This window comes from Bacillus sp. 22-7 (assembly GCF_010628845.1).
Lineage (GTDB): Bacteria > Bacillota > Bacilli > Bacillales > Cytobacillaceae > Cytobacillus > Cytobacillus firmus_B.
In genome coordinates this window covers 67,432-88,858 of the sequence record NZ_NJQY01000013.1, presented here as the reverse complement: position 1 = coordinate 88,858, position 21,427 = coordinate 67,432, and the positions used below count along the sequence as shown (strand labels likewise).

22 protein-coding genes are annotated in these 21,427 nt (G+C 42.5%); 7 read left to right on the top strand and 15 right to left on the bottom strand.

Annotated features, from left to right (window positions below; genetic code table 11):
• Nucleotides 1–81 precede the first annotated feature (81 nt).
• From CE058_RS11055 to CE058_RS11015, 9 genes are all read right to left on the bottom strand, one after another.
• Complete coding sequence (locus CE058_RS11055; protein ID WP_163142552.1) at nucleotides 82–1,353, bottom strand: MFS transporter; 1,272 nt, start codon at nucleotides 1,351–1,353, stop codon at nucleotides 82–84.
• A 146-nt stretch (nucleotides 1,354–1,499) separates the two neighbouring features.
• Nucleotides 1,500–1,811 (bottom strand): thioredoxin family protein, encoded by a 312-nt coding sequence (locus CE058_RS11050; RefSeq protein WP_048008460.1) that lies wholly within the window; start codon nucleotides 1,809–1,811, stop codon nucleotides 1,500–1,502.
• 15 nt (nucleotides 1,812–1,826) lie between these two features.
• Entirely contained in the window at nucleotides 1,827–2,180 is a 354-nt protein-coding gene (locus CE058_RS11045) for a toprim domain-containing protein (RefSeq protein ID WP_035329346.1), read from the bottom strand.
• A gap of 293 nt (nucleotides 2,181–2,473) precedes the next feature.
• A complete protein-coding gene (locus CE058_RS11040) occupies nucleotides 2,474–2,713 on the bottom strand; it encodes a YusG family protein (RefSeq protein WP_048008459.1) in 240 nt (79 codons plus the stop codon).
• A 160-nt stretch (nucleotides 2,714–2,873) separates the two neighbouring features.
• Nucleotides 2,874–3,257 (bottom strand): glycine cleavage system protein GcvH, encoded by a 384-nt coding sequence (gene gcvH, locus CE058_RS11035; RefSeq protein ID WP_009331744.1) that lies wholly within the window; start codon nucleotides 3,255–3,257, stop codon nucleotides 2,874–2,876.
• Between the two features lie 72 nt (nucleotides 3,258–3,329).
• On the bottom strand, nucleotides 3,330–3,692 hold the full coding sequence (locus CE058_RS11030; protein ID WP_048008483.1) for an arsenate reductase family protein: 363 nt from the start codon (nucleotides 3,690–3,692) through the stop codon (nucleotides 3,330–3,332).
• A gap of 209 nt (nucleotides 3,693–3,901) precedes the next feature.
• A complete protein-coding gene (locus CE058_RS11025) occupies nucleotides 3,902–5,686 on the bottom strand; it encodes an acyl-CoA dehydrogenase family protein (protein WP_163142549.1) in 1,785 nt (594 codons plus the stop codon).
• A gap of 66 nt (nucleotides 5,687–5,752) precedes the next feature.
• On the bottom strand, nucleotides 5,753–6,928 hold the full coding sequence (locus CE058_RS11020) for an acetyl-CoA C-acetyltransferase (RefSeq protein WP_163142625.1): 1,176 nt from the start codon (nucleotides 6,926–6,928) through the stop codon (nucleotides 5,753–5,755).
• A 39-nt stretch (nucleotides 6,929–6,967) separates the two neighbouring features.
• Nucleotides 6,968–9,349 (bottom strand): 3-hydroxyacyl-CoA dehydrogenase/enoyl-CoA hydratase family protein, encoded by a 2,382-nt coding sequence (locus CE058_RS11015; protein ID WP_163142622.1) that lies wholly within the window; start codon nucleotides 9,347–9,349, stop codon nucleotides 6,968–6,970.
• 262 nt (nucleotides 9,350–9,611) lie between these two features.
• On the opposite strand from CE058_RS11015, the gene CE058_RS11010 reads away from it, so the two are divergent.
• The 3 genes from CE058_RS11010 (at nucleotide 9,612) to CE058_RS11000 (ending at nucleotide 10,506) form a co-directional block, all read left to right on the top strand.
• Nucleotides 9,612–9,743 (top strand): YuzL family protein, encoded by a 132-nt coding sequence (locus CE058_RS11010; protein ID WP_076258846.1) that lies wholly within the window; start codon nucleotides 9,612–9,614, stop codon nucleotides 9,741–9,743.
• A gap of 130 nt (nucleotides 9,744–9,873) precedes the next feature.
• Nucleotides 9,874–10,143 (top strand): hypothetical protein, encoded by a 270-nt coding sequence (locus CE058_RS11005; RefSeq protein ID WP_197087584.1) that lies wholly within the window; start codon nucleotides 9,874–9,876, stop codon nucleotides 10,141–10,143.
• Nucleotides 10,144–10,158: 15 nt separating this feature from the next.
• Complete coding sequence (locus CE058_RS11000) at nucleotides 10,159–10,506, top strand: spore coat protein (RefSeq protein WP_048008456.1); 348 nt, start codon at nucleotides 10,159–10,161, stop codon at nucleotides 10,504–10,506.
• Nucleotides 10,507–10,922: 416 nt separating this feature from the next.
• Here CE058_RS11000 and CE058_RS10995 read toward each other — a convergent pair whose 3' ends face one another.
• The 5 genes from CE058_RS10995 to CE058_RS10975 all read right to left on the bottom strand — a co-directional run bounded on the left by CE058_RS10995 (nucleotide 10,923) and on the right by CE058_RS10975 (nucleotide 14,887).
• A complete protein-coding gene (locus tag CE058_RS10995) occupies nucleotides 10,923–11,171 on the bottom strand; it encodes a YusU family protein (protein WP_048008455.1) in 249 nt (82 codons plus the stop codon).
• Nucleotides 11,164–11,928 carry an IucA/IucC family C-terminal-domain containing protein gene (locus tag CE058_RS10990; protein WP_227888670.1) on the bottom strand — a complete coding sequence of 255 codons (765 nt, stop codon included), beginning with the start codon at nucleotides 11,926–11,928 and terminating at the stop codon, nucleotides 11,164–11,166. Before CE058_RS10990 ends, CE058_RS10995 begins: the two co-directional genes overlap by 8 nt.
• A complete protein-coding gene (locus tag CE058_RS10985) occupies nucleotides 11,925–12,749 on the bottom strand; it encodes an ABC transporter ATP-binding protein (protein WP_163142543.1) in 825 nt (274 codons plus the stop codon). Before CE058_RS10985 ends, CE058_RS10990 begins: the two co-directional genes overlap by 4 nt.
• An 81-nt stretch (nucleotides 12,750–12,830) precedes the next feature.
• The gene (locus CE058_RS10980; protein ID WP_163142540.1) at nucleotides 12,831–13,886 is read right to left on the bottom strand and encodes a FecCD family ABC transporter permease; all 1,056 of its coding nucleotides are present in this window, start codon (nucleotides 13,884–13,886) and stop codon (nucleotides 12,831–12,833) included.
• Nucleotides 13,886–14,887 carry a FecCD family ABC transporter permease gene (locus CE058_RS10975; RefSeq protein ID WP_163142537.1) on the bottom strand — a complete coding sequence of 334 codons (1,002 nt, stop codon included), beginning with the start codon at nucleotides 14,885–14,887 and terminating at the stop codon, nucleotides 13,886–13,888. The genes CE058_RS10980 and CE058_RS10975 overlap by 1 nt, the downstream gene beginning before the upstream one ends.
• 225 nt (nucleotides 14,888–15,112) lie before the next feature.
• On the opposite strand from CE058_RS10975, the gene CE058_RS10970 reads away from it, so the two are divergent.
• The 4 genes from CE058_RS10970 (at nucleotide 15,113) to CE058_RS10955 (ending at nucleotide 20,050) form a co-directional block, all read left to right on the top strand.
• The gene (locus CE058_RS10970) at nucleotides 15,113–16,081 is read left to right on the top strand and encodes an ABC transporter substrate-binding protein (RefSeq protein ID WP_163142534.1); all 969 of its coding nucleotides are present in this window, start codon (nucleotides 15,113–15,115) and stop codon (nucleotides 16,079–16,081) included.
• Between the two features lie 265 nt (nucleotides 16,082–16,346).
• The gene (locus tag CE058_RS10965; protein ID WP_048008450.1) at nucleotides 16,347–17,840 is read left to right on the top strand and encodes a spore germination protein; all 1,494 of its coding nucleotides are present in this window, start codon (nucleotides 16,347–16,349) and stop codon (nucleotides 17,838–17,840) included.
• A 54-nt stretch (nucleotides 17,841–17,894) separates the two neighbouring features.
• Nucleotides 17,895–18,995: a GerAB/ArcD/ProY family transporter gene (locus tag CE058_RS10960; protein WP_048008449.1), complete on the top strand. Its 1,101-nt coding sequence runs from the start codon at nucleotides 17,895–17,897 to the stop codon at nucleotides 18,993–18,995.
• Nucleotides 18,992–20,050 carry a Ger(x)C family spore germination protein gene (locus tag CE058_RS10955; RefSeq protein ID WP_163142531.1) on the top strand — a complete coding sequence of 353 codons (1,059 nt, stop codon included), beginning with the start codon at nucleotides 18,992–18,994 and terminating at the stop codon, nucleotides 20,048–20,050. The genes CE058_RS10960 and CE058_RS10955 overlap by 4 nt, the downstream gene beginning before the upstream one ends.
• Nucleotides 20,051–20,081: 31 nt before the next feature.
• Here CE058_RS10955 and rodA read toward each other — a convergent pair whose 3' ends face one another.
• Complete coding sequence (gene rodA, locus CE058_RS10950) at nucleotides 20,082–21,254, bottom strand: rod shape-determining protein RodA (protein ID WP_048008447.1); 1,173 nt, start codon at nucleotides 21,252–21,254, stop codon at nucleotides 20,082–20,084.
• Nucleotides 21,255–21,427: the final 173 nt, after the last annotated feature.

Sequence of the window (21,427 nt, the reverse complement as noted above, 5' to 3'; positions counted from 1 at the left end):
TTATTTTTCATTCGACAAAATCAGAAAGGCATTGCCTGTTTAATTGGCATTGCCTTTTCATTTCCCGAGAAATATGTCAGATCATACTATTTTCACAGAGGCTGCTGCAGTTTTTGTCTTTTTATAGCCTCTGAATACAAAGAAAAAGTAGAGAGAGCCAATCAAGTATAAAGAAGCTGTAATGGAGAATACGAGTGCATATCCCCAATAATCTCCATATCTCATGACGATTCCTGTTGAAACCGGGCCCATTACAGCCCAGCCCAGATTGAACACCATCTGATTGACTGAGTTTGCCAGTCCTTTCATCGAATCATTTACCTTTGACATCATCAATGACATTTGTATAGGATTTCCCGCATTCATCAACGCCTGCCGGAACAAAAAGCCAATGGCAGCCAGCCAAAGGTTTTCAGTATAAGCGGTTAAAAGCAGGAAAGGAAGTGACATGAGCTGCAGGATCACAACAGCTTTTACCTCTCCCACTTTTCTTACCACAACCGGTCCGATAATCATGGCAAAGGCCGTGGCAGCCTGCCCTAAAGAAATAATCATGCCAATAGCTGAATTGGAGGCTTCAAAGCGGTCTGCGAAGTATAGATTCAGATAGGGAATAACTAGTCCTGCACCAATTCCAATCAGCAGCTGAGCAAAAGCAAACATCGCGATAATTTTGACACCGTCATTTTTAGCTGAGAGATTTTTGAATGACCAGCCTTTTATGCCCTTTGCACCTTTTCGATCTTTCGAAACCTCTGCGAAACGCAAAATTGGAAATAAGCCGGCTATAAAAAACACACTTGCAATCAGAAGGGTGATGCGTATGCTGGTGAGCTGATCCGTAAACAAAGAAAATACATCCGTTAAGATGCCCCCGCTTAAGTTCCCGATCACATTTGCGCCCGTCATTATAGCAAAATGGATACTGAATAAATGAACCCTTTGATCAGCCTTTGAATTTTCAGCCAGCCATGGTATGCCGGATACCTGAAGAAAGGCTGTTGTCAGCCCGGTTAAAAATGCAAATAAAATCAGGAGCTCCTGCATTTCAACTATACTTCTGAAGAGCATAACTACACCTGTTGCAACTGCACCAAACATCATCGCTTTTTTTCTGCCAATTCGGTCGCTGGCTATCCCTGCCGGCACAAGAATCATTGCTGTCGCGAGAGCAGTCATGGATATGATTTGTCCATTAACACTTTCTGAGTAGCCGAGCTCCCTTATGTAGAAATTATAAATTACCATGAATATCCCAAAACCAATTTGTGTAAGGATATTCGCCATAAAAGCCAATTTTATGTTGCGGTTATAACCTTTAAATTGACCAGCCCACTCCCTGTAAAATGCCATGCGGATCCCTTCCTGCACTGTATGATTTTTATTTCGATTCCCTAAGTATCATACTCTTTCGGAATGGGTTTGTAAATATATTTTGAATAGTGAAAAGGCTTTTTTAAAACATGCAAAAAACCAGGCTGCTTTGCTCCTGGTTTCTGCTAATCGATGCTTCTGATTTTATCCAATAAATAGGGTACGGATCGGAAAGCATATAATTTTTCATGTAAAGTTCCTTTTCTGAAGATGAGGAGGCAGGGTACGCTTTCCACTCCCCATTTTTCAGCCAATTGCGGCATATAATTTAAGTCCGCTTTCCCCATTTTTTGACCTGGCAGCAATTGCTCTGTAACTGCCAGCATCTTTCCTGCCATCTGGCAGGTTCCGCACATAGGCGTATACAAATAGATAAGAATCGTTTTTTCTTCTCCGCTAATCGCTTCCTCAATGTCCTGCTGCGACCATTCCTGCATTTTATCATCCTTACTTTATCTGTCCAGATATTGTGTATAAACGTCAATGTTAGCTCCCAGCAGCACTGTTGCCAAATGGTGTTCCGGTGCTGTCGCTACTTCTCTGTACATTCTGTCGATGTATAGATGCTCTGCCTCTGGAAATTCCCTTTTGAATTGTTTTCTCAGCTTTTCACCTGCTGAATCGGCATCCACCAATATATATACATCCTTATCAAACAGTGTGTCAATTAATTCATCCAGTTTGGTAATGCTTATTGTTCCATTTGTGCAGATAATTTCAACGGGCTCTCTTATAATGCTTTTAACCTTTGTTTTATCTGACTTTCCCTCGACAATAATCACTTTTTCCGGAATTCCATCGTTCATCGTCATCACCTGAAAGGAGTTATTTTGAAACTGTTCGTTTAAGCTAAAAGCCAGTAATGCATTGTTTTTATCTTAATATATTCATTATTCTCGGTTATGGTGTGAATCTCCTGCCCATTTTGGAGGTTAGGGCCATGCTGATTTATATATTCCTTGCCCGGTTTAGGAAAGGAAATGTTTTTGAAGAAAAATATTTTTATGTCTTCTTTAAATAGCCTAATTCATTGTATGCCCGGTCATAACACTTTAGCCTATTAAATAAACAGCGGAAATAATTCCGCTGTTTACAGTAGTCAGCACCAGCCGCCTTCGTCACAGTCTGTGTAGCGCGCTTGCGCTTTATCTGGAACGGAGACATTCTGGTATATTTTTTGGTGTTCGGTTTCAAAATGATGGGACAGATTGAAAGAAGAGCCTTCCGGAAGGCTGATTTGGCCAATTTTTTCATTTTCAAGATAAAGATCTATCCCATTATTGTTAAGTTTGCCGACAACCCGGTCAGTTATATCGATTTTCTGCTGCTTCAATGTCATCTGTAATCATTCCTTCCATGCATTTGGGTACCTATAGTTTTGCCCTGTCTATGTAAAAGAAAAATAGCAATTAAAGGTAAGAACAAAAATGCTGAAGCAGCTGGACATGATTTACCCTAAGAAACGAAAAAACCGGTTCGGAAGTGAACCGGCTCTCTAATTAATCTTCGTTTGTCATTTCTTCATATTGCTCAGCAGTCATCAAGCTTTCTACTTCGCTTAAATCTGAAGGCTCCACCACAACCATCCATGCTTTTTCATATGGAGACTCGTTTACGAACTCAGGATTGTCGTTAAGATCTTCATTTACTTCAACCACTTTACCGCTTAGAGGCGCATAAAGTTCAGAAACTGTTTTTACAGATTCTACGCTTCCGAATGGTTCGTTTGCACTTAGCTCATCGCCAACTTCAGGAAGCTCAACGAATACAATGTCACCAAGTTCTGATTGCGCGAAATGCGTAATCCCAATACGTACTTTCCCATCTTCTGTTTTTACCCACTCATGCTCTTCTGAATAACGTAATTCTTTTGGTGTGCTCATTATGTATCCCTCCATATTAATATTTCAATTTATGATCAGTAAATCGATCTCATGGTTAATGGTGGCTTCCAGCTATAAGGAAAGCCATTTCTTTTCATATTCCTCTTCTTTGAAGCCCACTGTTACTTTCTCTCCATCTGTCAGCAGCGGACGCTTGATGAGCATGCCGTCTGTTGCCAGAATATCGAGCAGTTCTTCATCTGAAGAGGTTTTTACTTTGTCCTTTAAGCCGAGCTCCCGATATTTTTGGCCACTCGTATTAAAGAACTTCTTTAGTTCCAAACCGCTGTTTTTATAAAGCGCTTTAAGTTCGCTTCGAGAAGGCGGATTGTCTGTTATATGTATTTCTTCATAGGACAGATTATGTTCGTCAAGCCATTTCTTGGCCTTACGGCATGTCCCGCATTTAGGATACCAATAAAAAGTCAACGCCATTTTTTCACCACCCATTTTAGCAAATTCAGGCTTATCCAAAATTGCTGCCTTTTAATTGAATAGTAACATAAAAGGGTGACAAAGCATAACCTTGATTACCAATTTAATATTCGACATTTTTCTATTTGTTCCTGCAAGCCGGAAAAATTTTTTGAATGGTTATTTTTACAATAATAAAGCTCCCTTCATCGGAAGGGAGCTTAGTCAGATTAAACGGTAAAACGTTCCGCGTCGATCAGTTTTTCTGATGCTTCACGCTTCTTTGTAATCACGTTGACTGGCGTGTGTCGTGTGAATTTGCGCAATGCTGACATCATCATGCGCAGTGCATCGCCGTTTTCAACTGCCACAAGTGTTTCCTTTGCATCCTGCTCGATTTCGTTAAATGCCTCCTGGCAGAAAATTTGAGTGTACAGGAGCTTTTGTTTGCTCTTTTCAAGGCCAGCTCTTTCAATGGCCTTTTCAGTGCGAAGAACAACAGATTCCATTGCATAAGCATTCGAAATAATATCCGCAATGTTTACAAGTACTTCCTGTTCTTTATCAAGAGCCTTTCCATACTTTTGTGCTGCCAGACCAGCAGCAAGCAGTCCGATCTTCTTCGCGTTCTTAACCAGATATTTTTCCTGTGCAAGCGGCTCGTCGCCAGGCTCTTCAGGCATCATCATCATGAGCTCTTCCTGCAGCGCCTGGGCTTTCTGGAATAACGGAAGCTCTCCCTTTAGTGCTTTGCGGAGGTACGTGCCTGGTACTAATAGTCGATTGATTTCGTTTGTTCCTTCGAAAATACGGTTAATTCGTGAATCACGGTAAGCTCTTTCAATCTCATATTCAGCCATGAAACCGTAGCCCCCGTGGATCTGAACACCTTCATCTACTACGTAGTCGAGGACCTCCGTATTGAAAAATTTATTCATGGAGCACTCAATGGCATATTCAGCAATTGACTTTGCGACTTCCTTGCCATCTTTTACTTCCTCATCTGTAAGCTTGCTCATACGGTCCTCGAACAAACCTACTGTACGATACACTGCACTTTCCGCTGCATAAATCTTTGAAGCCATGGTGCCCAGTTTTTCTTTAGTCAAATTAAATTGAGAGATAGGTGTCTTAAACTGCTGGCGCTGGTTCGCATACTGAACAGCCAGTTCGAATGCACGCTTCGCTCCGCCAACTGCTCCTACACCTAACTTATAGCGGCCAATATTTAAGATATTAAAAGCAATCACATGGCCCTTGCCGAATTCACCCAGCAGGTTTTCCTTTGGCACCTTGGCGTCTTCAAGAATTAACGTACGGGTAGAAGAGCTCTTGATTCCCATTTTCTTTTCTTCTGCCCCTACAGATACACCTGGGAATTCTCTTTCAACGATGAATGCAGAAAAGTGTTCGCCGTCAACTTTTGCATATACTACGAATACATCTGCGAAGCCTGCATTTGTTATCCATTGCTTTTCACCGTTTAATACATAGTGTGTGCCCTCAGCATTCAGTTTGGCGGTTGTTTTTGCTCCAAGAGCGTCCGAACCTGAGCTTGGCTCTGTCAATGCATAAGCGGCAAGCTTTTCGCCTGTAGCAAGTTCAGGAAGGTATTTTTGCTTTTGCTCTTCATTTCCGAATAGAACAATCGGAAGAGAGCCAATGCCGACATGGGCGCCGTGAGAGATGGAAAAGCCGCCTGCACGCGCCATTTTCTCTGCAATAAGTGCTGAGCTTACTTTATCTAATGCAAGTCCGCCGTATTCCTCTGGAACATCTGCGCCTAATAGGCCAAGGTCTCCAGCTTGCTTCAATAGTTTTACAGAACGGTCAAATTCATGGTTTTCAAGATGTTCAATTTGCGGGACAACTTCATTCACCACATAATCTTCAGTCGTCTTAGCAATCATAACCTGCTCATCTGTATAATCTTCAGGTGTAAAAACCCGGTCATAGGAAACATCTTCGATTAAAAAGCTTCCGCCTTTGATAAGATTTTCAGTTTGATTTGACATTTACTTTCCTCCATTCTGTTTTTGCGGAGAAAAGCCTGAGGGCTTCTCTCCAAATTTCGATTCATCTTATAAAAGTTCAAATACTCCGGCTGCGCCCATGCCGCCTCCGATGCACATTGTTACTACTCCGAATTGCTGATTGCGGCGTTTCATTTCATGAATTAGAGACAGAGTGAGCTTGGCTCCGGAACAGCCCAGCGGGTGCCCGAGTGCAATAGCACCTCCGTTAACATTTACCTTCTCTTCATCCAATCCCAGCTCACGGATAATTTGAATGGATTGGGATGCAAAAGCTTCATTCAATTCAAATAAACCGATATCCGAAAGCTCCAGCCCTGCAAGCTTTAATGCTTTAGGAATGGCCACAACCGGGCCGACACCCATGATCTCAGGAGGAACACCGCCTACGGCAAAGCTTCTGAATTTAGCCATTGGCTTCAATCCTGATGATTCTGCCTTTTCCCGGTCCATAACCATTACCGCTGCTGCTCCATCACTTGTCTGAGATGAATTTCCAGCTGTGACACTGCCGGTTACCGAGAATGCGGGACGCAGTTTTCCAAGTGATTCTATTGTGGAATCTGCACGAACACCTTCATCCTGGCTGAATTGGATTGTCTTTTCTGTCAGCTTATTGTCTTTTCCAACAGTTCTGAACGTTACGTCTACAGGTACAATTTCATCTGCAAATTTGCCTTCCTGAATTGCCTTCGCAGCCTTCTGATGACTTCTGACAGCAAATGCATCCTGGTCTTCACGTGTAATGCCATACTTTTTTGCAACCTCTTCAGCTGTATGTCCCATACCCATATAATATTGAGGAGCTGTTTCCGCCAGTTTGGCGTTCGGGCGGACTACATGCCCCATCATTGGCACCAGGCTCATAGATTCTGCACCGCCAGCGATAATTGTATCTGCATGGCCAATCATGATTTTTTCAGATGCATAGGCAATAGCCTGCAGGCCTGAGGAACAATAGCGATTGATCGTTATTCCCGGCACTTCATGTGAAAGTCCGGCAAGGGCGCCGATATTCCTGGCCATGTTCAGCCCCTGTTCTGCTTCAGGCATAGAACATCCGATAATTAAATCATCGATATTTCCTTCATAATTTCCTGCACGCTTTAGGGTTTCTTTTACTGCGAGCGCTCCTAAGTCATCCGGCCTGACATTTGCAAGCGTACCTTTTTTGGCTTTTCCGACCGGTGTCCTGGCACCTGCAACTATAACCGCTTCTCTCATCATGTTCCCTCTCTTTCTATTAATGTCCCACTCTATCACTTAATTGCGCAATGGTTTCCCTTTTAAAAGCATGTGCTGCATGCGCTGCTGTGATTTTGGTTCCGCAACAAGACTAAGGAATGCTTCGCGCTCCAAGTCAAGCAAGTATTGCTCATCAACCTCTGTTCCGTATGGCACTTTTCCGCCTGCAATTACATAGGCAAGCTTTTTGGCAATTTTCAAATCATGCTCTGAGATATAGCCGGAGTAAAGCATTGCCTGTGCTCCAAGCAGAAGGGTTGCATAACCTGTTTCACCGACAACAGGCACTTTTTTGCGGACAGGGGGCTTATAGCCTTTCTCATGCAGCGCAAGGACAGCCTGCTTTGCATCATAAAGGAGATGATCCCCATTTACACTGATGCCATCTGCCAGGTTCAGGAAGTTATTGTCTCTTGCTTCCTCGCCAGATGTTGAAACCTTTGCCATTGCAATCGATTCAAACACTTTATTCGCAACCTTTTGAAGGTCAAATTCAACACCATTTGGCATATTTTCAAGATGCTTCAAATAAAGCTCCTTGTTTCCGCTTCCTCCCGGGATCAGGCCGACACCCACTTCAACTAGCCCCATATATGTTTCGCTTGATGCCTGGATATGTGCAGCAGGCAGACATACCTCAGCCCCCCCGCCAAGTGTCATGCCAAATGGAGCGGCAACAACCGGCTTCGCGCTGTACTTAATTTTCATCATGGCATTCTGGAAGTGGCGGACTACCATATCCAGTTCATAAATATTGTCATCCTGCGCTTCCATTAGAATCATTCCAAGATTGGCACCTACGCAGAAGTTCTTGCCTTGATTCCCGATTACAAGCCCTTTGTAGTTCTTCTCCACTTCATCTACCGCAAAGTTGATCATCTGGATAATATCCAATCCAATGGCATTGCTTTGCGAATGGAACTCCAGCAATGCAACCCCATCGCCTATATCAACAATGCTTGCACCGGTATTCTTTTTAATAACACCTTTTTGCTTCTTAAGCTGTTTTAAATTAATTACTTTAGGGTTTTCCTCGATTAATCTGTACTCGCCATTATGATAAAAATATTTCTGTCCTTCTTCTTCTTTGTAGAAGGAATTAATGCCTTTTTCCAGCATCTCTTTTACCCATGCCGGCACTTCTTCGCCTGCTTCCTCCATTTTTCGAACCGATTTCTCTACTCCAATAGCATCCCAGGTTTCAAACGGGCCAAGTTCCCAGCCAAAGCCCCATTTCATCGCCCGGTCTATCGCTGTCACATCATCAGCTATTTCTTCGTGAAGCTGTGCTGAATAGAGAAGGGCCGGGCTGAGAATGTTCCACAATAATTGGCCAGAGCGATCATCTGAATATACAAGCGCTTTCAATTTTCCTGCAGTGCCTTTTTCCTGTTTGGCCAGTTCAGTCGAAGCTGTCTTAAGCTTTTGGCGCGGGCCATATTCCAAAGTTTCCGGATTCAGCTCCAGAATCTCTTTGCCCTTTTTCAGGAAAAACCCTTGCCCTGTTTTGCTTCCGAGCCAGCCTTTTTCCTGCATCACTTTCATGAAGCCCGGAACTTCAAAAACTTCCTTTTCTTTACCGCCCACCTGGTCATAAACATTGTTTGCCACGTGTATAAATGTATCAAGCCCTACTACATCAAGTGTTCTGAAGGTAGCACTTTTCGGCCGGCCAATCAGAGGACCTGTTATGGAATCCACTTCGCCGACACTGTATCCGCCCTTGAGCATCTCCTGCACTGTAACCAGCAGGCCATACGTGCCGATCCGGTTGGCGATAAAGTTCGGTGTATCTTTTGCTTCAACTACTCCTTTTCCCAGTACATCTTCGCCGAATTGCTTCATAAATGACAGCACTTCAGAAGAAGTGTTTTTAGTAGGTATGACTTCAAGAAGCTTTAAGTAGCGGGGAGGATTAAAGAAGTGCGTTCCCAGGAAGTGTTTTTGAAAATCTTCCGAGCGCCCTTCTGACATTGCTTCAACAGATATCCCTGACGTATTGGAGCTGACAATGCTCCCTGGCTTGCGGTGCTGGTCTACTTTTTCAAATACCTGCTTTTTTATGCTGAGGTTTTCCACAACAACTTCAATAATCCAATCTACATCTTTCAGACGCTCCATATCATCTTCAAAGTTTCCTGCCTCAATCAAAGCTATATTTTTTTTAGAAGTTAATGGAGCAGGCTTTTGTTTTAACAGCTTTTGGCGGTTTCCTTCACTGATTCTATTGCGGACTTCTTTATTTTCAAGAGTAAGCCCTTTTGCCTTTTCGGCATCCGTTAATTCGCGAGGCGCTATATCCAGTAAAAGTGTTGGAATTCCGATATTGGCCAAATGGGCTGCGATCCCCGATCCCATGACTCCGGAGCCTAATACTGCCGCCTTTTTTATTTGTTGGATCAACTTTATTTCCCCCTTTTGCTTTTTTGAATGAATACTCATTCATTTTATTTTCAAAAAAAATATGCATCTCTTCTGAATGAGTTCTGTTAATTATAACTATAAAATATTTGCAAAATTTACGCAACGATTTTAAGCGGAAATTTAAAAATGTTTTGAAATTTAATAGTGTCCAGCTGTAATTTTTTTGTGCAATTTGTGATAAGTGTTTTGGACACTCTAAAAAGGAAACATTCTTAGTTCGTGAGCGGAGGTGAAAGAAATGGGAAAAATGAAAAAAGATCCTTCTAAGGCAGGAGTCAGCGCTGCAAGTGTCCAGGGAGATGCGGGCCCGACTGTTGAAAGGGAAGGTCCTAAAAAGAGAAACAGCCAAAATAATCAATATAAGCGATGATCCGTTTTAGAGTCAGGCTGCCTTAAAGTTTGCATTATCCATATAGGTAAATCATCTTCAGCAGAATAGCAAATATTTTTCAGAGGCAAGATATGTTCGAATAACGCTATTAGAATTGGAGGAACAAATTATGCAGCAAAATATGAACATGCAGAATCAGCAGGGTATTATGCAGCAGCCTCCTGCTGTCATTTCCACTAAAGATTCCCTTTACTTAACAGACATGCTTTCCTGGAATCTTCTTGCCTGTAAAAAAGCGCATTTTTACGCGCAGCAATGCCAGGACCAGGAGCTAAAAACACATTTCGAGCAATGCGGCCAAATGCATCAGCGTCACTATGAGCAGCTGCTTGTTCATTTAAACCAGCAAAGTCAGCAAAACTTTATGGGAATGCAATAGGAAGGAGTCTTGAAAATGAACCAGAACCAGAATCCAAATACGATTCAAAATCCCGAAACACAGGTGAATAAAACACCGCAAATGAATGAGCGGGACTTTACAAATGATATTCTGACTACTGAAAAGTATATGACAGATGCCTATTCGGTTGCCTTAAATGAGGCAAGCCACCAGAGCCTGTATCAGGATATTCTTGCGGCATTTAATGAAACACAAAACCAGCAAAGAGAATTCTATAACCTAATGTTCAAAAAAGGCTGGTATAAGGTTGAAGCCGCAGACCAGCAAAAACTCCAGCAATCTTATCAGCAGTTCCAGGGCTATACGAATCAATTGCCTTATGGCAATGGCCAGATGCAATAAGAAAAGCGGAAGCGCCTTCTCCCCGAAGGAACGCAGACTAAGAACGCCACGTCCTCCCAAAAGCTTTCGGTCGTGCGATGTATCGCTGCCGTAGCTTTCCTTGGCAACGTCTGCATGACCCGCATCCTCCCAAAAGCTTTCGCTTTTGGTCGTGCGATGGTTGCTGACGAAGCCTTCCTTGTCCTGCGGGCCTCAGGCATAAGACGGTTCCTGGAAGAAGGCGTTCTTCCTTCTGCAAGGAAACGGCTTATGACCTCGAGGGGGTAGGCGCTCCTCCTAAAAGCTAACGCTTTTAGTCGTGCGATGATGTTGCTGTCGAAGTGTTCCTTGTGGGGCTAGACAATTATCGAATTTGCAATATGCTTAAAAAAACCGCTGCTTTTGATGGCAGCGGTTTTTTTAAATACAAAATGTCTTTACTTTTTTTTGCTTCTCATTTCTTCATTCAGTGTTTTAATTTCAGATATGAGAGTTTTCATTTCTTCTTTTGCATCAGGATATGTATCATTCCAGTGCTTGGCTAAAGGCGGCATGGATTTCGCAATAAAAGAGTACAGTGCCCATGCTTCAACCTTTTCTTTTAACTCCGGAGAGGCCTCGCCGATTAGGAGTTCGGTATATTTTTCAAGCAGGCCATCCAGCTGTTCCTTCAATTGATCATTCATCAGGAATCCTCCTTTTACTGCTGCAGGAGTGTGGACAAGTCCCGCATCGTTTACCGCTGCTGGTCAAGTAAGAGTAGCAGCATGTTTTTCTGGGCCGCACCATTTCCCCGGTGTTTTCACTCAATATTTTCCTGCTGTCAAATTTCTTTAAGGGATTCGTATTTTCACAGCCGAATAAATTGCCCGGAGCTTCCTCCAGGATAAACCTATAATCTTCAGCCGCCCTTTCCGAATGCATTTCCAAGGGTAAAATCTTTTCGTAAAGCCAGAACAGATAAATCGCTATATTCTCCCAAAGAATTAGTCTAGAGACTTTTCCTTCGCTAGCTATTCTATTGATCAGCGGAAAGATATGGCCCTTAAATAGAGTCCTTACCGCATCCTCTCTCCATTGATCCCTATCCATTCCAGCCCCTTGACCCTGAAGGCGGACAAAATGAAAACCCGGAAGCCACAGCCCATCTCTTTCCTGACTGACAATTGTAATATTTTCATGCCTGATATCCAATTTCACATTCCAGGACGTCATGCAGTATAAGTAAATGACAGGCAGAAAGGCATACCTTTTTATTAAAATTGAAGCCGCCGTTTTGTTATCAGGTGCTCCTAACTGGTTTTTCACTGCTTCCAGATATGCACCCGTTTGAGTTGGGTCCAGCAAATTTTCCGCTTTAATGGTTAAAGGAGAGCTCTTCCCTTTCCGGGCAAGTCTGAATTGCCCGAGAGCTTCTTCCTGTTCGCCTGTTAATTTAATCATCCCTGAAGTCCTTGCCCCTTTAAAATACATCGCCCTTTTCCATATGGGATGCATAGCGGTGTGCCGAATAATGGGTCAATCGTTACTTCGCATTCCATGCCAAACACGTTTTTAACCAATCCGCAATTAATGACATGTTCCGGCTTGCCCTGAGCAAAAACCTTTTGATTTTTTATCGCAACAATATTATGAGCATAGCGGCAGGCCAAATTCAAATCATGAAGCACCATGACGATGGTACGCTTTTCCTTTTCATTCAGCTCGAATAATAAATCAAGTATTTCAATTTGATGTGTCATATCCAAATAGGTTGTTGGCTCATCCAGCAGAATGGTATCTGTATCCTGTGCCAGAGTCATGGCAATCCAGGCCCTTTGACGCTGCCCCCCTGATAGCGAATCCACTGTCCGGTCTTTCAATTCTTCCATTCCTGTTGCCTTCAAAGCATTTCTGACTTTTAATTCGTCTTCAGTAGACCATTGCTTCAGCCATGTTTGATAAGGGTATCTTCCCTGTTTGACAAGCTGAAGAACTGTGAGCCCTTCCGGAGCTGAAGGAGATTGAGGCAGAATCGCCATCTTTCTGGCAACATCTTTCGTGGAAAGTTTGGCTACAGCCTCACCTTCCAATAATACAGCACCAGATTTCGGCTTTAGCAGCCTGGCAATAGACCTTAGCAATGTCGATTTCCCGCAGCCATTTCCACCAATAAATACCGTGATTTCCCCTTTAGGTATTTCCAGGTCCAGTTCATTAATAATAATGGTGTCTCCATATGACAAGGTTAAGTCTTTTGTAGCGATTGCTTGCCCTGCTGTCATCTCTGCCCTCTCCTTTTCCTAATATTTATATCTATAGGCTCTCCAGTTGCCTGTATCATACGAGTTTCAAGCTTTTCCAGCTTATGCGTTTCTTGTCTTGAAAAGCAGGTAAATAAAGTAAGGTGCGCCGATGCTGGCTGTAAACACCCCCGCCGGAATTTCAAGCGGCGAGAACAAAGTCCTGCCTATCAGATCGGCTGCCATGACCAGGATTCCGCCAATCAGAGCAGAAGCCGGAAGCAAAGCGCCAAAAGCAGAGCCTACCATCCTTCGTGCCATATGAGGAGCCATTAAGCCGACAAAGCCTATCCCTCCGCCGAATGCGACAGCTCCGCCAATTAATGCCGTGCTGACCATCAGCAGCAGAAAACGGTATTTCTGTACAGTGCTGCCTACACCCATGGCAATATCATCGCCAAGTTCCTGGATATTAACATTGCGCGCCAGAATAAACGCAAGTACTAGAAACACGAGTGTCCACGGGACCAAAATTGCTACATTATCCCAATTCGAACCGTAAACTGTCCCGGTTATCCAGATATTCGCCTGGCTGGCCTGATAAATTGGCCCAAAGACCATCATCAAGGTGGTGAGTGCCTTCATTAAGCTTGCAAGCCCAATCCCAATTAAAACAAGGCGTATTGGCGACACTCCATCCTTGTAGGCTAGAAAATAAACAAGGAAAGCCAAAATAGCAGCACCCGCAAAAGCTGCAAGAGGCATCCAATTAATACTTACAGTTAATGCATTATTTTTATCACTAAAGAAAGCAAGAAAACCTACAACTGCTACAGATGCTCCCCCTGTAATCCCGATAATATCAGGAGATGCAAGCGGATTTCTTATAATACCCTGCAGGATTCCCCCCGCAGCAGCAAGCGCCATTCCCACCATTAAGGCAACGATGATTCTTGGAAGTCTGAATGACTGAATGATCAGTCTATCCATATCCGAGCCCCCGCCAAAGAATACCTGTACTACCTTTAGCGGGCTGATCTTCATTTCACCTGTACCGGTGCTGATCACGAAGACTCCAGCAGCCGCTGCTGCCAATAATAAAAATGTGATAAGTGCTTTCCGGTTTACTAAAAAAGATATCTTATCGCCAAAAAGGCGCAGGTTATAATATTTTTTCATTATTTATTGAACCCCCTTCTGGCAATATACACAAAGAAAGGAGTTCCAATGACGGCGGTCATGACGCCGACAGGTACTTCCTGCGGCATGATGATGTACCTGGATGCTATGTCTGCAATCAGAAGGAGCATTCCGCCGAGAAGACCCGCATAAGGAATAACCCAGCGGTGATCAATGCCAACGACAGCCCGGGTCAAATGTGGAATGACAATTCCGAGGAAACCAATGGGACCTGCGACAGCTACCGCTCCTCCTGACAGAAGAACGATAACAATGCCTGCACCCAATTTAAGCAATCCTGTTTTCAGGCCAAGCCCTTTTGCAACGTCCTCACCCATTGACAGGACATTCAATTTTCCAGCAATGATGAGTGAAAAGATCCAGCCGGCCAGTAAATATGGGAATACAGCTGCGAGGGTCTCAAGCTTCCTTCCGGATACAGACCCCGCCAGCCAAAACAGCACCTGCTCAAGGGCAGTCTCATTAATGACGAGAAAGCCTTGTGTCATCGAAGCAAACATGGCACTCATCGCCGCACCGGCAAGGGTTAATTTCATAGGCGTCAGCCCTTCCCTGCCGATGGAGCCGATAATATATACAAATATAAATGAAACAGCTGCTCCCAGAAATGATACCCATGTAAAGACCTGCAGATTACTGATGGAAAATAGCGTTACTGTAATGACAACCGCAAATCCGGCACCTGCGTTAATCCCGAAGATCTCAGGAGCAGCGAGAGGATTCTTTGTTAATGACTGGAGCAGGACACCCGCAATCGCTAAGCTTGCCCCTACCGCCGCTGCAATCAGAGCTCTCGGCAGACGGACAGATTGAATGATTATATGTTCATTCGTTCCATCGAAGTTTGTAAATGCATCAATTGCCATCTTCCAGGTTGTGTCGGTATATCCGTATACAATACTGAAAGACATTAATACTAATAATAGGAGAGCAGCTGCAATTAGCCCAGCCCATCTTAGAGAATTTGTTTTTAATAGCATAGCGAGACCCTTCTTGCGTCTATTTAATAATGTTTAGTTATATTTTCAGTCTATTGTACAGAGGATTAGCTGTCAATGAGTTTGAAAATCATTTTCATTGGTCATTTAAAAAATTAAATGAAAATGATTTTCATTTACCTATTGACAACGTAAAGCGTTCACATTAGTATAAAAGTGTCAAATGAAAATGATTATCATTAACAACACAAAATGGAGGAGTACATAATGAAATTCAAGTCTTTACTTGCCATTCTTTCAGTTTTCACAATCTTGTTCCTGACAGCCTGCGGGAATAGCAGCGAACAGGATGAGAAAGCCGATAAGGAAAAAGAAGGAACTAAAACAGAAGATACTAGCTATACAATTGAGCATGCAATGGGGACAACTAAGCTTGATAAAGCACCTGAAAAAGTAGTCATTTTGACAAACGAAGGTACTGAAGCATTACTTTCCATGGGGGTTACTCCAGTTGGTGCCGTTCAGTCCTGGACTGGCGATCCGTGGTATGACCATATCGCTGATGATATGAAAGATGTTCAGGTTGTTGGTACAGAAAGTGAAGTAAATGTAGAAGCAATCGCAGCGCTGCAGCCGGACCTTATTATCGGCAACAAGATGCGCCAGGAAAAAATCTATGATCAATTAAATGACATTGCTCCTACTGTCTTTGCTGAAACATTGCGCGGAGACTGGAAGGAAAATTTCGAGCTTTACGCAAAAGCAATCAATAAAGAAGAAGAAGGCAAAAAAGTCCTTGCTGATTATGACAGCCGCATCGAAGAAATTAAAACGGGCCTTGGTGATAAATTAGACCAGGAAGTTTCCATTGTCCGCTTCATGGCTGGGGATGTCCGCATCTACCATAAAGACTCCTTCTCAGGCGTCATTCTTGACCAAATTGGACTTGCGCGTCCGGAAAGCCAGAATGTTGATGACTTCGCTGAAAAGAATGCTACGAAAGAGCGCATTCCTGCCATGGATGGAGATGTATTATTCTACTTCACATATGAAACAGGGGATGGCGAAGCAAATAAACTTGCTAAAGAATGGATTGAAGATCCATTATTCAAAAACCTTAAAGTAGCTCAGGAAGGCAATGTACATGAAGTAAGCGACACCATCTGGAATACTGCCGGAGGCGTTATTGCTGCTAACCTGCTATTGGATGACATTGAGAAATACCTTGTGAAGTAATGCAAAACTTGTGATTGCGCTCCCATAATACCCCCTCTTTTATGAGAGCTCAAATATATATTAAATTCGGCGCCTGCCTAACAGACTCGAGTGGCCAGGCACCGGAGCTTAATAAAAAAGGAACCCGACCCGGGTTCCTTTTTTATTTGCCGTCATTATCTCCTTAAATTATTTATTAGACATCCTTTTTTTATTGCCCTCCATTCATAAGTTTTCCAAAACCGGCAACAATAAGCGTAATGCCGAAAATGATGGTGATTTACCTATGAGAAAATGGTTGAAGAATAAACGGATTAAAGAGGATATAGAGCATAAGGAATGGGAGCAATCCTTCATTAAATCCAAAGACTTTAAAAAAATCTTTTATTATAACCAAAAAACGAATGTGCGTTTTGGACTTACTTTCATGGCTACATTAATCGATGAAAATATAATTCAGGATGGTATTCTCCCTAATCTGCTCGAAGACGAATTCCGGGAAATTGAGGACATTAAACAGCTCGTCCCTGTGGCTGATGTGCAGATTTGCGGCGACCCTTCATTGATTGAACAAAAGCTGATGAATGGCTACGTCATGCTGACAATTGAGACAGAGCTCAAACATTTCGGCTTTATAGCTGCGCAAAAAGAAATAGTCAGAGGTCTAAGCCAGCCTGAGGTTGAGTTTTCTGTTATCGGGCCTAAGGAAGCCTTTGTAGAATCGATGGGCCAAAATTTAAATTTAATCCGGAAACGTCTGCCTGTAAAAGAACTGATCATTGAAGAATTCACACTGGGAAGCCTGTCAAAGACTTCAGTCGCAATTCTTTATATGGAAAATATCACGAATGAAGATAATGTAGACACTGTCAGGCAGAGACTTAAGAACGTACAGTTTGATGCCATCACAGACAGTTCTTATATTGTCCAGCTGATTAGCGATAACTCCAATTCCCCTTTCCCGCAGCTGCTTGATACAGAGAGGCCTGACAGGGTGGCGGGGATTTTGGCAGAGGGAAAAATCGCTATTGTGGTTGACGGATCACCCCATGTATTAATAACGCCAACCACCCTCGTTGAGTTTTTCAGCTCTTTTGAAGATTATTTTTTAAATTATATTTTATCTTCGTTTTTCCGGCTTATCCGCTTGTTTGCGGTTGCGTTTTCTATTCTGATTACACCTATTTATGTAGCAACTCTTTCATATCATTATGAATTGATACCAAAGGATTTGATGAGTACCTTAATCACATCAAGGCGGGAGATTCCGCTTCCTCCTATTCTTGAAGCGCTGTTTTTAGAGCTTACAATTGAATTGCTTCGCGAGGCTGGAGCACGTCTTCCGACGAAGGTCGGCCAGACAATCGGTATCGTGGGAGGAATTGTAATAGGAACTGCATCAGTAGAAGCAGGCCTGACGAGTAACGTCCTGCTAATTATTGTAGCCCTTGCAGCTCTCGCTTCCTTTACAACACCTGTATACAGGATGGGCAATACGATTCGTTTGCTTCGCTTTCCTTTTCTGTTTTTCGCAGAGTTATGGGGCCTGCTCGGAATTGTATTTTGCTTCTGTGTACTGTTGACTCATTTAACCAGGCTGACTTCACTTGGAAGGCCATTCCTTGAACCGCTCTACCCCCCTCGGGTGGTGGATATGAAGGATGCCCTTATCCGGCTTCCATTTGAAGCACAATCCAAAAGGCCGATTTTTTTAAGAACTAAAAATCCTATCCGTTTTAACAAGAAAAAAGCAAAAAAGAAAAAAGATATTGATGAATAATGAAGCAGGTATCTGCTCAGAGCCTTTTGAGATTATCATATGGAGGTGAACCAGATGAAGGAACAGCCTATACCAGAGAGATTACAAATATCCCCCTTTTTAGTATTTTATATGGTCATGTCCATACAAATCGGAATTGGCGTGTTAGGTTATCAGAGGATTATTGCAATGGATGCAGGATATGATGCCTGGATATCCATTTTATTTGCCGGCGGATGCATTCACGTAATTATTTGGTTAATCTATAAAATCTGCGAGACTGCTGGCGGTGATATTGTAACTGCACATAAATACGTCGCAGGAAACTTTATTGGCAAAGCACTCAGCGCCATTTTCATTGGCTATTTTATCCTGTTTTCCTTAACAGTTTTAAGGACATTTATAGAAGTCATTCAGGTTTGGATGTTTCCGGAAATCAATACCTTCTGGTTCTCCTTCGGCTTTTTGGCGCTTTGTGTATACATTATTTTTGGGGGATTTAGGACTGTCGTGGGTATTGCATTCTTTGGGCTTGTTTTGCCGGCCTACCTTCTCCTTACATTTGGCTGGGCGATTAAATTCGCCAACTTTTACAATCTGCTGCCCATTTGGGATCATTCCATAAAAGAGATGCTTACAGCTTCTTATCATATGTCCCTTACTTTTATTGGGTTTGAAAGCATTATTTTTTTCTATCCTTTTATTAAAGAACCAAGGAAATCCCAGAAATGGGCTCATTTGGCCGTAATGACTACTACTCTTATATATACGATTTTAGCCATCATTACCTTTGCCTATTTTTCCGAAGAACAGCTGTCTAAACAAATTTGGGCCAGTTTAACAATGTGGAAAATAGTGGAGATGCCCTTTGTTGAACGTTTTGAATATATTGGAATCGCCAACTGGAACTTAATCATTCTTCCTAATATATGCATATCCGTATGGATCGCTTCCCGGCTCGTTAAAAGGGTCTTTAATATTCGCCATAAAGTGGGCGTGTTTTTTGTTGTTGCCGCAGTGCAATCCATTATTACTTTTTTGGATACAAGGGAAAAAATTAATATGCTTAATGACTATGTTGGTAAAATGGGATTTATTTTTAACTTTATTTATATTCCTTTGCTTTTCGCTGCTGTCATGATAGCCAAAAAGCTAAAAAAGGGGAAAAAGAAATGAAAAAACTGCTGCTTATCGGTCTTTTGATGCTGCTTTCCGGCTGTGTGGACAAAGAAATACTGGATGATATTAACATTGAAGTAGGGGTTGGCTACGATTTAGCAGAGGATTCAAAAGACAAATACAGAGGGACAGTATTATTTCAGGAATTCCAGCCTGATAAAAGTGTGATTAACCGGACCTTTTCAGGGAACGGAAAGCTCCGGCAAGATCTTTTATTAGATGTGACCCGGCAATCATCGGAGCCCGTAGTGACAGGCGGGTTAAAGGTGGCCGTCTTCGGACCTGAGATTTCCAAAAAGGGGATCTATGATCTGATAGATTCTTTTCAAAGAGACGCAAGTATAGGAGCACGGGTATTTGTTGCGACCTCGGAGGATAAAGCGGAAGATGTGATGAAGGGAGAGTATGGAACAAGGGGAAATTCAACTTACATTTATAACTTGATACAGCATAATATTGAGCACCGGGATATACCGAAAACCAACCTCCACATTTTATCCCGTAATTATTACGAAAAAGGGAAAGATACTTTTCTTCCCCGCCTCAAAAAGATTGCGGATGATAAGGTGGAGATCATTGGAGTTAGCCTTTTCGATCAGGATAAGGAGGTAGAAATCCTGCCTGTAAAGGATTTGTTCTTTTTTAAGCTGCTGGTTGACAAGTATAGTGAAGGAAATTTCGACGTTAAATTAAAAAAAGACGATACTGCTGCTGTAAAAAGTATAAAATCCAAACATAAAATTAAGATTACTGATAATCACGCTTCCATTCACATTAATATAGAAGGCATTATCCGTGAGTATACCGGCAATAAGCTAGCGTCAGAGGTGGTTGGTGACGTTGAAAAGAAGCTGGAGAGTAAGATTGAAAAGGAATGTCTCAGACTATTGAAAAAATTTCAGGAGCTTGGGATTGATCCAGTTGGGCTGGGTCAAATTAAGAAAACACAGCACCGGAATTTTGATTATAAAAAGTGGGAGGATGATTATAAAACACTGGGATTTGATGTTAAATGCAATGTAATAATTGAAGAAACCGGCATTATTGAGTAAGAGCGGGCTTTAATAAGCCCGCTCTTTCTATTTAATCACTAGTTGAGAACATATATTTTTTATAATGGTAGCGAATGGAGAATATCAGTCCCATGGCCAGCATATTCCCCATCAGCGAGCTTCCTCCATAGCTGATGAAAGGAAGCGGAATGCCTGTGATAGGCAAAAGGCCGATGGTCATTCCGATATTCTGAAAGACATGGAATGTAACCATGCTGATAACACCTACACAAATATAGGTATAGAAATTGTTCTTGGTTTCCATGCCAATCTTGGTAATATGGTAAATCAGCAGAAAGAAAAGGCTGACCACAATGCTTGCCCCTACAAAGCCAAATTCTTCCCCTACAATACTGAAAATAAAGTCAGTATGGCTTTCAGGCAGGTAGACCTCCCTCGTTCCATATCCTTTCCCGCTTGTTTCACCGGACCCAATGGCAAGGAGAGAACGTGTCAGCTGAAACCCGGTTGAACTTTGGTAATTATAGGGGTCAATCCAGGAATAGATGCGCGCAAACTGATATTCCTTTACTCCCAAATACTTCTCAAGGATATCCGGATGCCATAAAACAAAATATAAAATGGTGCCTGCAAGGGCCGCTCCTGTTCCAAATATAGGGGCCAGCAGCTTCCAGCTGATTCCTGAAATGAAGATCATGCCAAGCATGATTGCCAGAAATACAAGGCTTGTCCCTAAATCGGGCTGCTGCATAACCAGCAGCAGGGGCACCATTGTTAATCCAACCAATTTAATCAGCAGCCATAAATCAGTCTGTATGGTTTTGAATTGATTTTTTTGATGATGCTCATCGATCGTTTTCGCCAATACCAGAATAATGAACACTTTAACAAGCTCAGCTGGCTGAAGGGATCCCATCCCAGGAACCTTGTACCATGCTTTTGCCCCATTAATGACAGGAGCTATGCTTGCTGGCGCCACAACCAGGAATCCAAGCAGTATAATGCCCAGGCCATACACATACCAGGAAATCTTCTTCAGCTGATCGGAATCCAGTGTGATTACGGCAGCGATGATTCCTGTTCCAACGGCATACCAGACAACCTGCTTCAAAAGGAAGTTTTCTGTATATTGTCCTGTAGTCTGTGCGCTGTAAATAGATATGGCACTTACCAGGAATAGCAGCATCAATATTAATACTAAGCCCCAATCCAGCTTAGGAGGTGTATATCGATTTGAGGTCATGATTATTCTTCTCCTTTAAAAAACAAAACCATTTACCTTTTAAGGCATAACGGAGCACAGTGCAAGGAATAGCATATGTACCTCACAATATTCCTCGCTACAATATTTCATTATATTTTTTATAGAGATAAATCACAACTTCTAAAAGCGAATGGTTATTATTTCAAATTTTT

Bases quoted from the DNA above. Each gene is read 5' to 3' on its own strand.
- CE058_RS11055 (WP_163142552.1), bottom strand. From the start codon at position 1,353: ATGGCATTTTACAGGGAGTGGGCTGGTCAATTTAAAGGTTATAACCGC.
- CE058_RS11050 (WP_048008460.1), bottom strand. From the start codon at position 1,811: ATGCAGGAATGGTCGCAGCAGGACATTGAGGAAGCGATTAGCGGAGAA.
- CE058_RS11045 (WP_035329346.1), bottom strand. From the start codon at position 2,180: ATGAACGATGGAATTCCGGAAAAAGTGATTATTGTCGAGGGAAAGTCA.
- CE058_RS11040 (WP_048008459.1), bottom strand. From the start codon at position 2,713: ATGACATTGAAGCAGCAGAAAATCGATATAACTGACCGGGTTGTCGGC.
- gcvH (WP_009331744.1), bottom strand. From the start codon at position 3,257: ATGAGCACACCAAAAGAATTACGTTATTCAGAAGAGCATGAGTGGGTA.
- CE058_RS11030 (WP_048008483.1), bottom strand. From the start codon at position 3,692: ATGGCGTTGACTTTTTATTGGTATCCTAAATGCGGGACATGCCGTAAG.
- CE058_RS11025 (WP_163142549.1), bottom strand. From the start codon at position 5,686: ATGTCAAATCAAACTGAAAATCTTATCAAAGGCGGAAGCTTTTTAATC.
- CE058_RS11020 (WP_163142625.1), bottom strand. From the start codon at position 6,928: ATGAGAGAAGCGGTTATAGTTGCAGGTGCCAGGACACCGGTCGGAAAA.
- CE058_RS11010 (WP_076258846.1), top strand. From the start codon at position 9,612: ATGGGAAAAATGAAAAAAGATCCTTCTAAGGCAGGAGTCAGCGCTGCA.
- CE058_RS11005 (WP_197087584.1), top strand. From the start codon at position 9,874: ATGCAGCAAAATATGAACATGCAGAATCAGCAGGGTATTATGCAGCAG.
- CE058_RS11000 (WP_048008456.1), top strand. From the start codon at position 10,159: ATGAACCAGAACCAGAATCCAAATACGATTCAAAATCCCGAAACACAG.
- CE058_RS10995 (WP_048008455.1), bottom strand. From the start codon at position 11,171: ATGAATGATCAATTGAAGGAACAGCTGGATGGCCTGCTTGAAAAATAT.
- CE058_RS10990 (WP_227888670.1), bottom strand. From the start codon at position 11,928: ATGATTAAATTAACAGGCGAACAGGAAGAAGCTCTCGGGCAATTCAGA.
- CE058_RS10985 (WP_163142543.1), bottom strand. From the start codon at position 12,749: ATGACAGCAGGGCAAGCAATCGCTACAAAAGACTTAACCTTGTCATAT.
- CE058_RS10980 (WP_163142540.1), bottom strand. From the start codon at position 13,886: ATGAAAAAATATTATAACCTGCGCCTTTTTGGCGATAAGATATCTTTT.
- CE058_RS10975 (WP_163142537.1), bottom strand. From the start codon at position 14,887: ATGCTATTAAAAACAAATTCTCTAAGATGGGCTGGGCTAATTGCAGCT.
- CE058_RS10970 (WP_163142534.1), top strand. From the start codon at position 15,113: ATGAAATTCAAGTCTTTACTTGCCATTCTTTCAGTTTTCACAATCTTG.
- CE058_RS10965 (WP_048008450.1), top strand. From the start codon at position 16,347: ATGAGAAAATGGTTGAAGAATAAACGGATTAAAGAGGATATAGAGCAT.
- CE058_RS10960 (WP_048008449.1), top strand. From the start codon at position 17,895: ATGAAGGAACAGCCTATACCAGAGAGATTACAAATATCCCCCTTTTTA.
- CE058_RS10955 (WP_163142531.1), top strand. From the start codon at position 18,992: ATGAAAAAACTGCTGCTTATCGGTCTTTTGATGCTGCTTTCCGGCTGT.
- rodA (WP_048008447.1), bottom strand. From the start codon at position 21,254: ATGACCTCAAATCGATATACACCTCCTAAGCTGGATTGGGGCTTAGTA.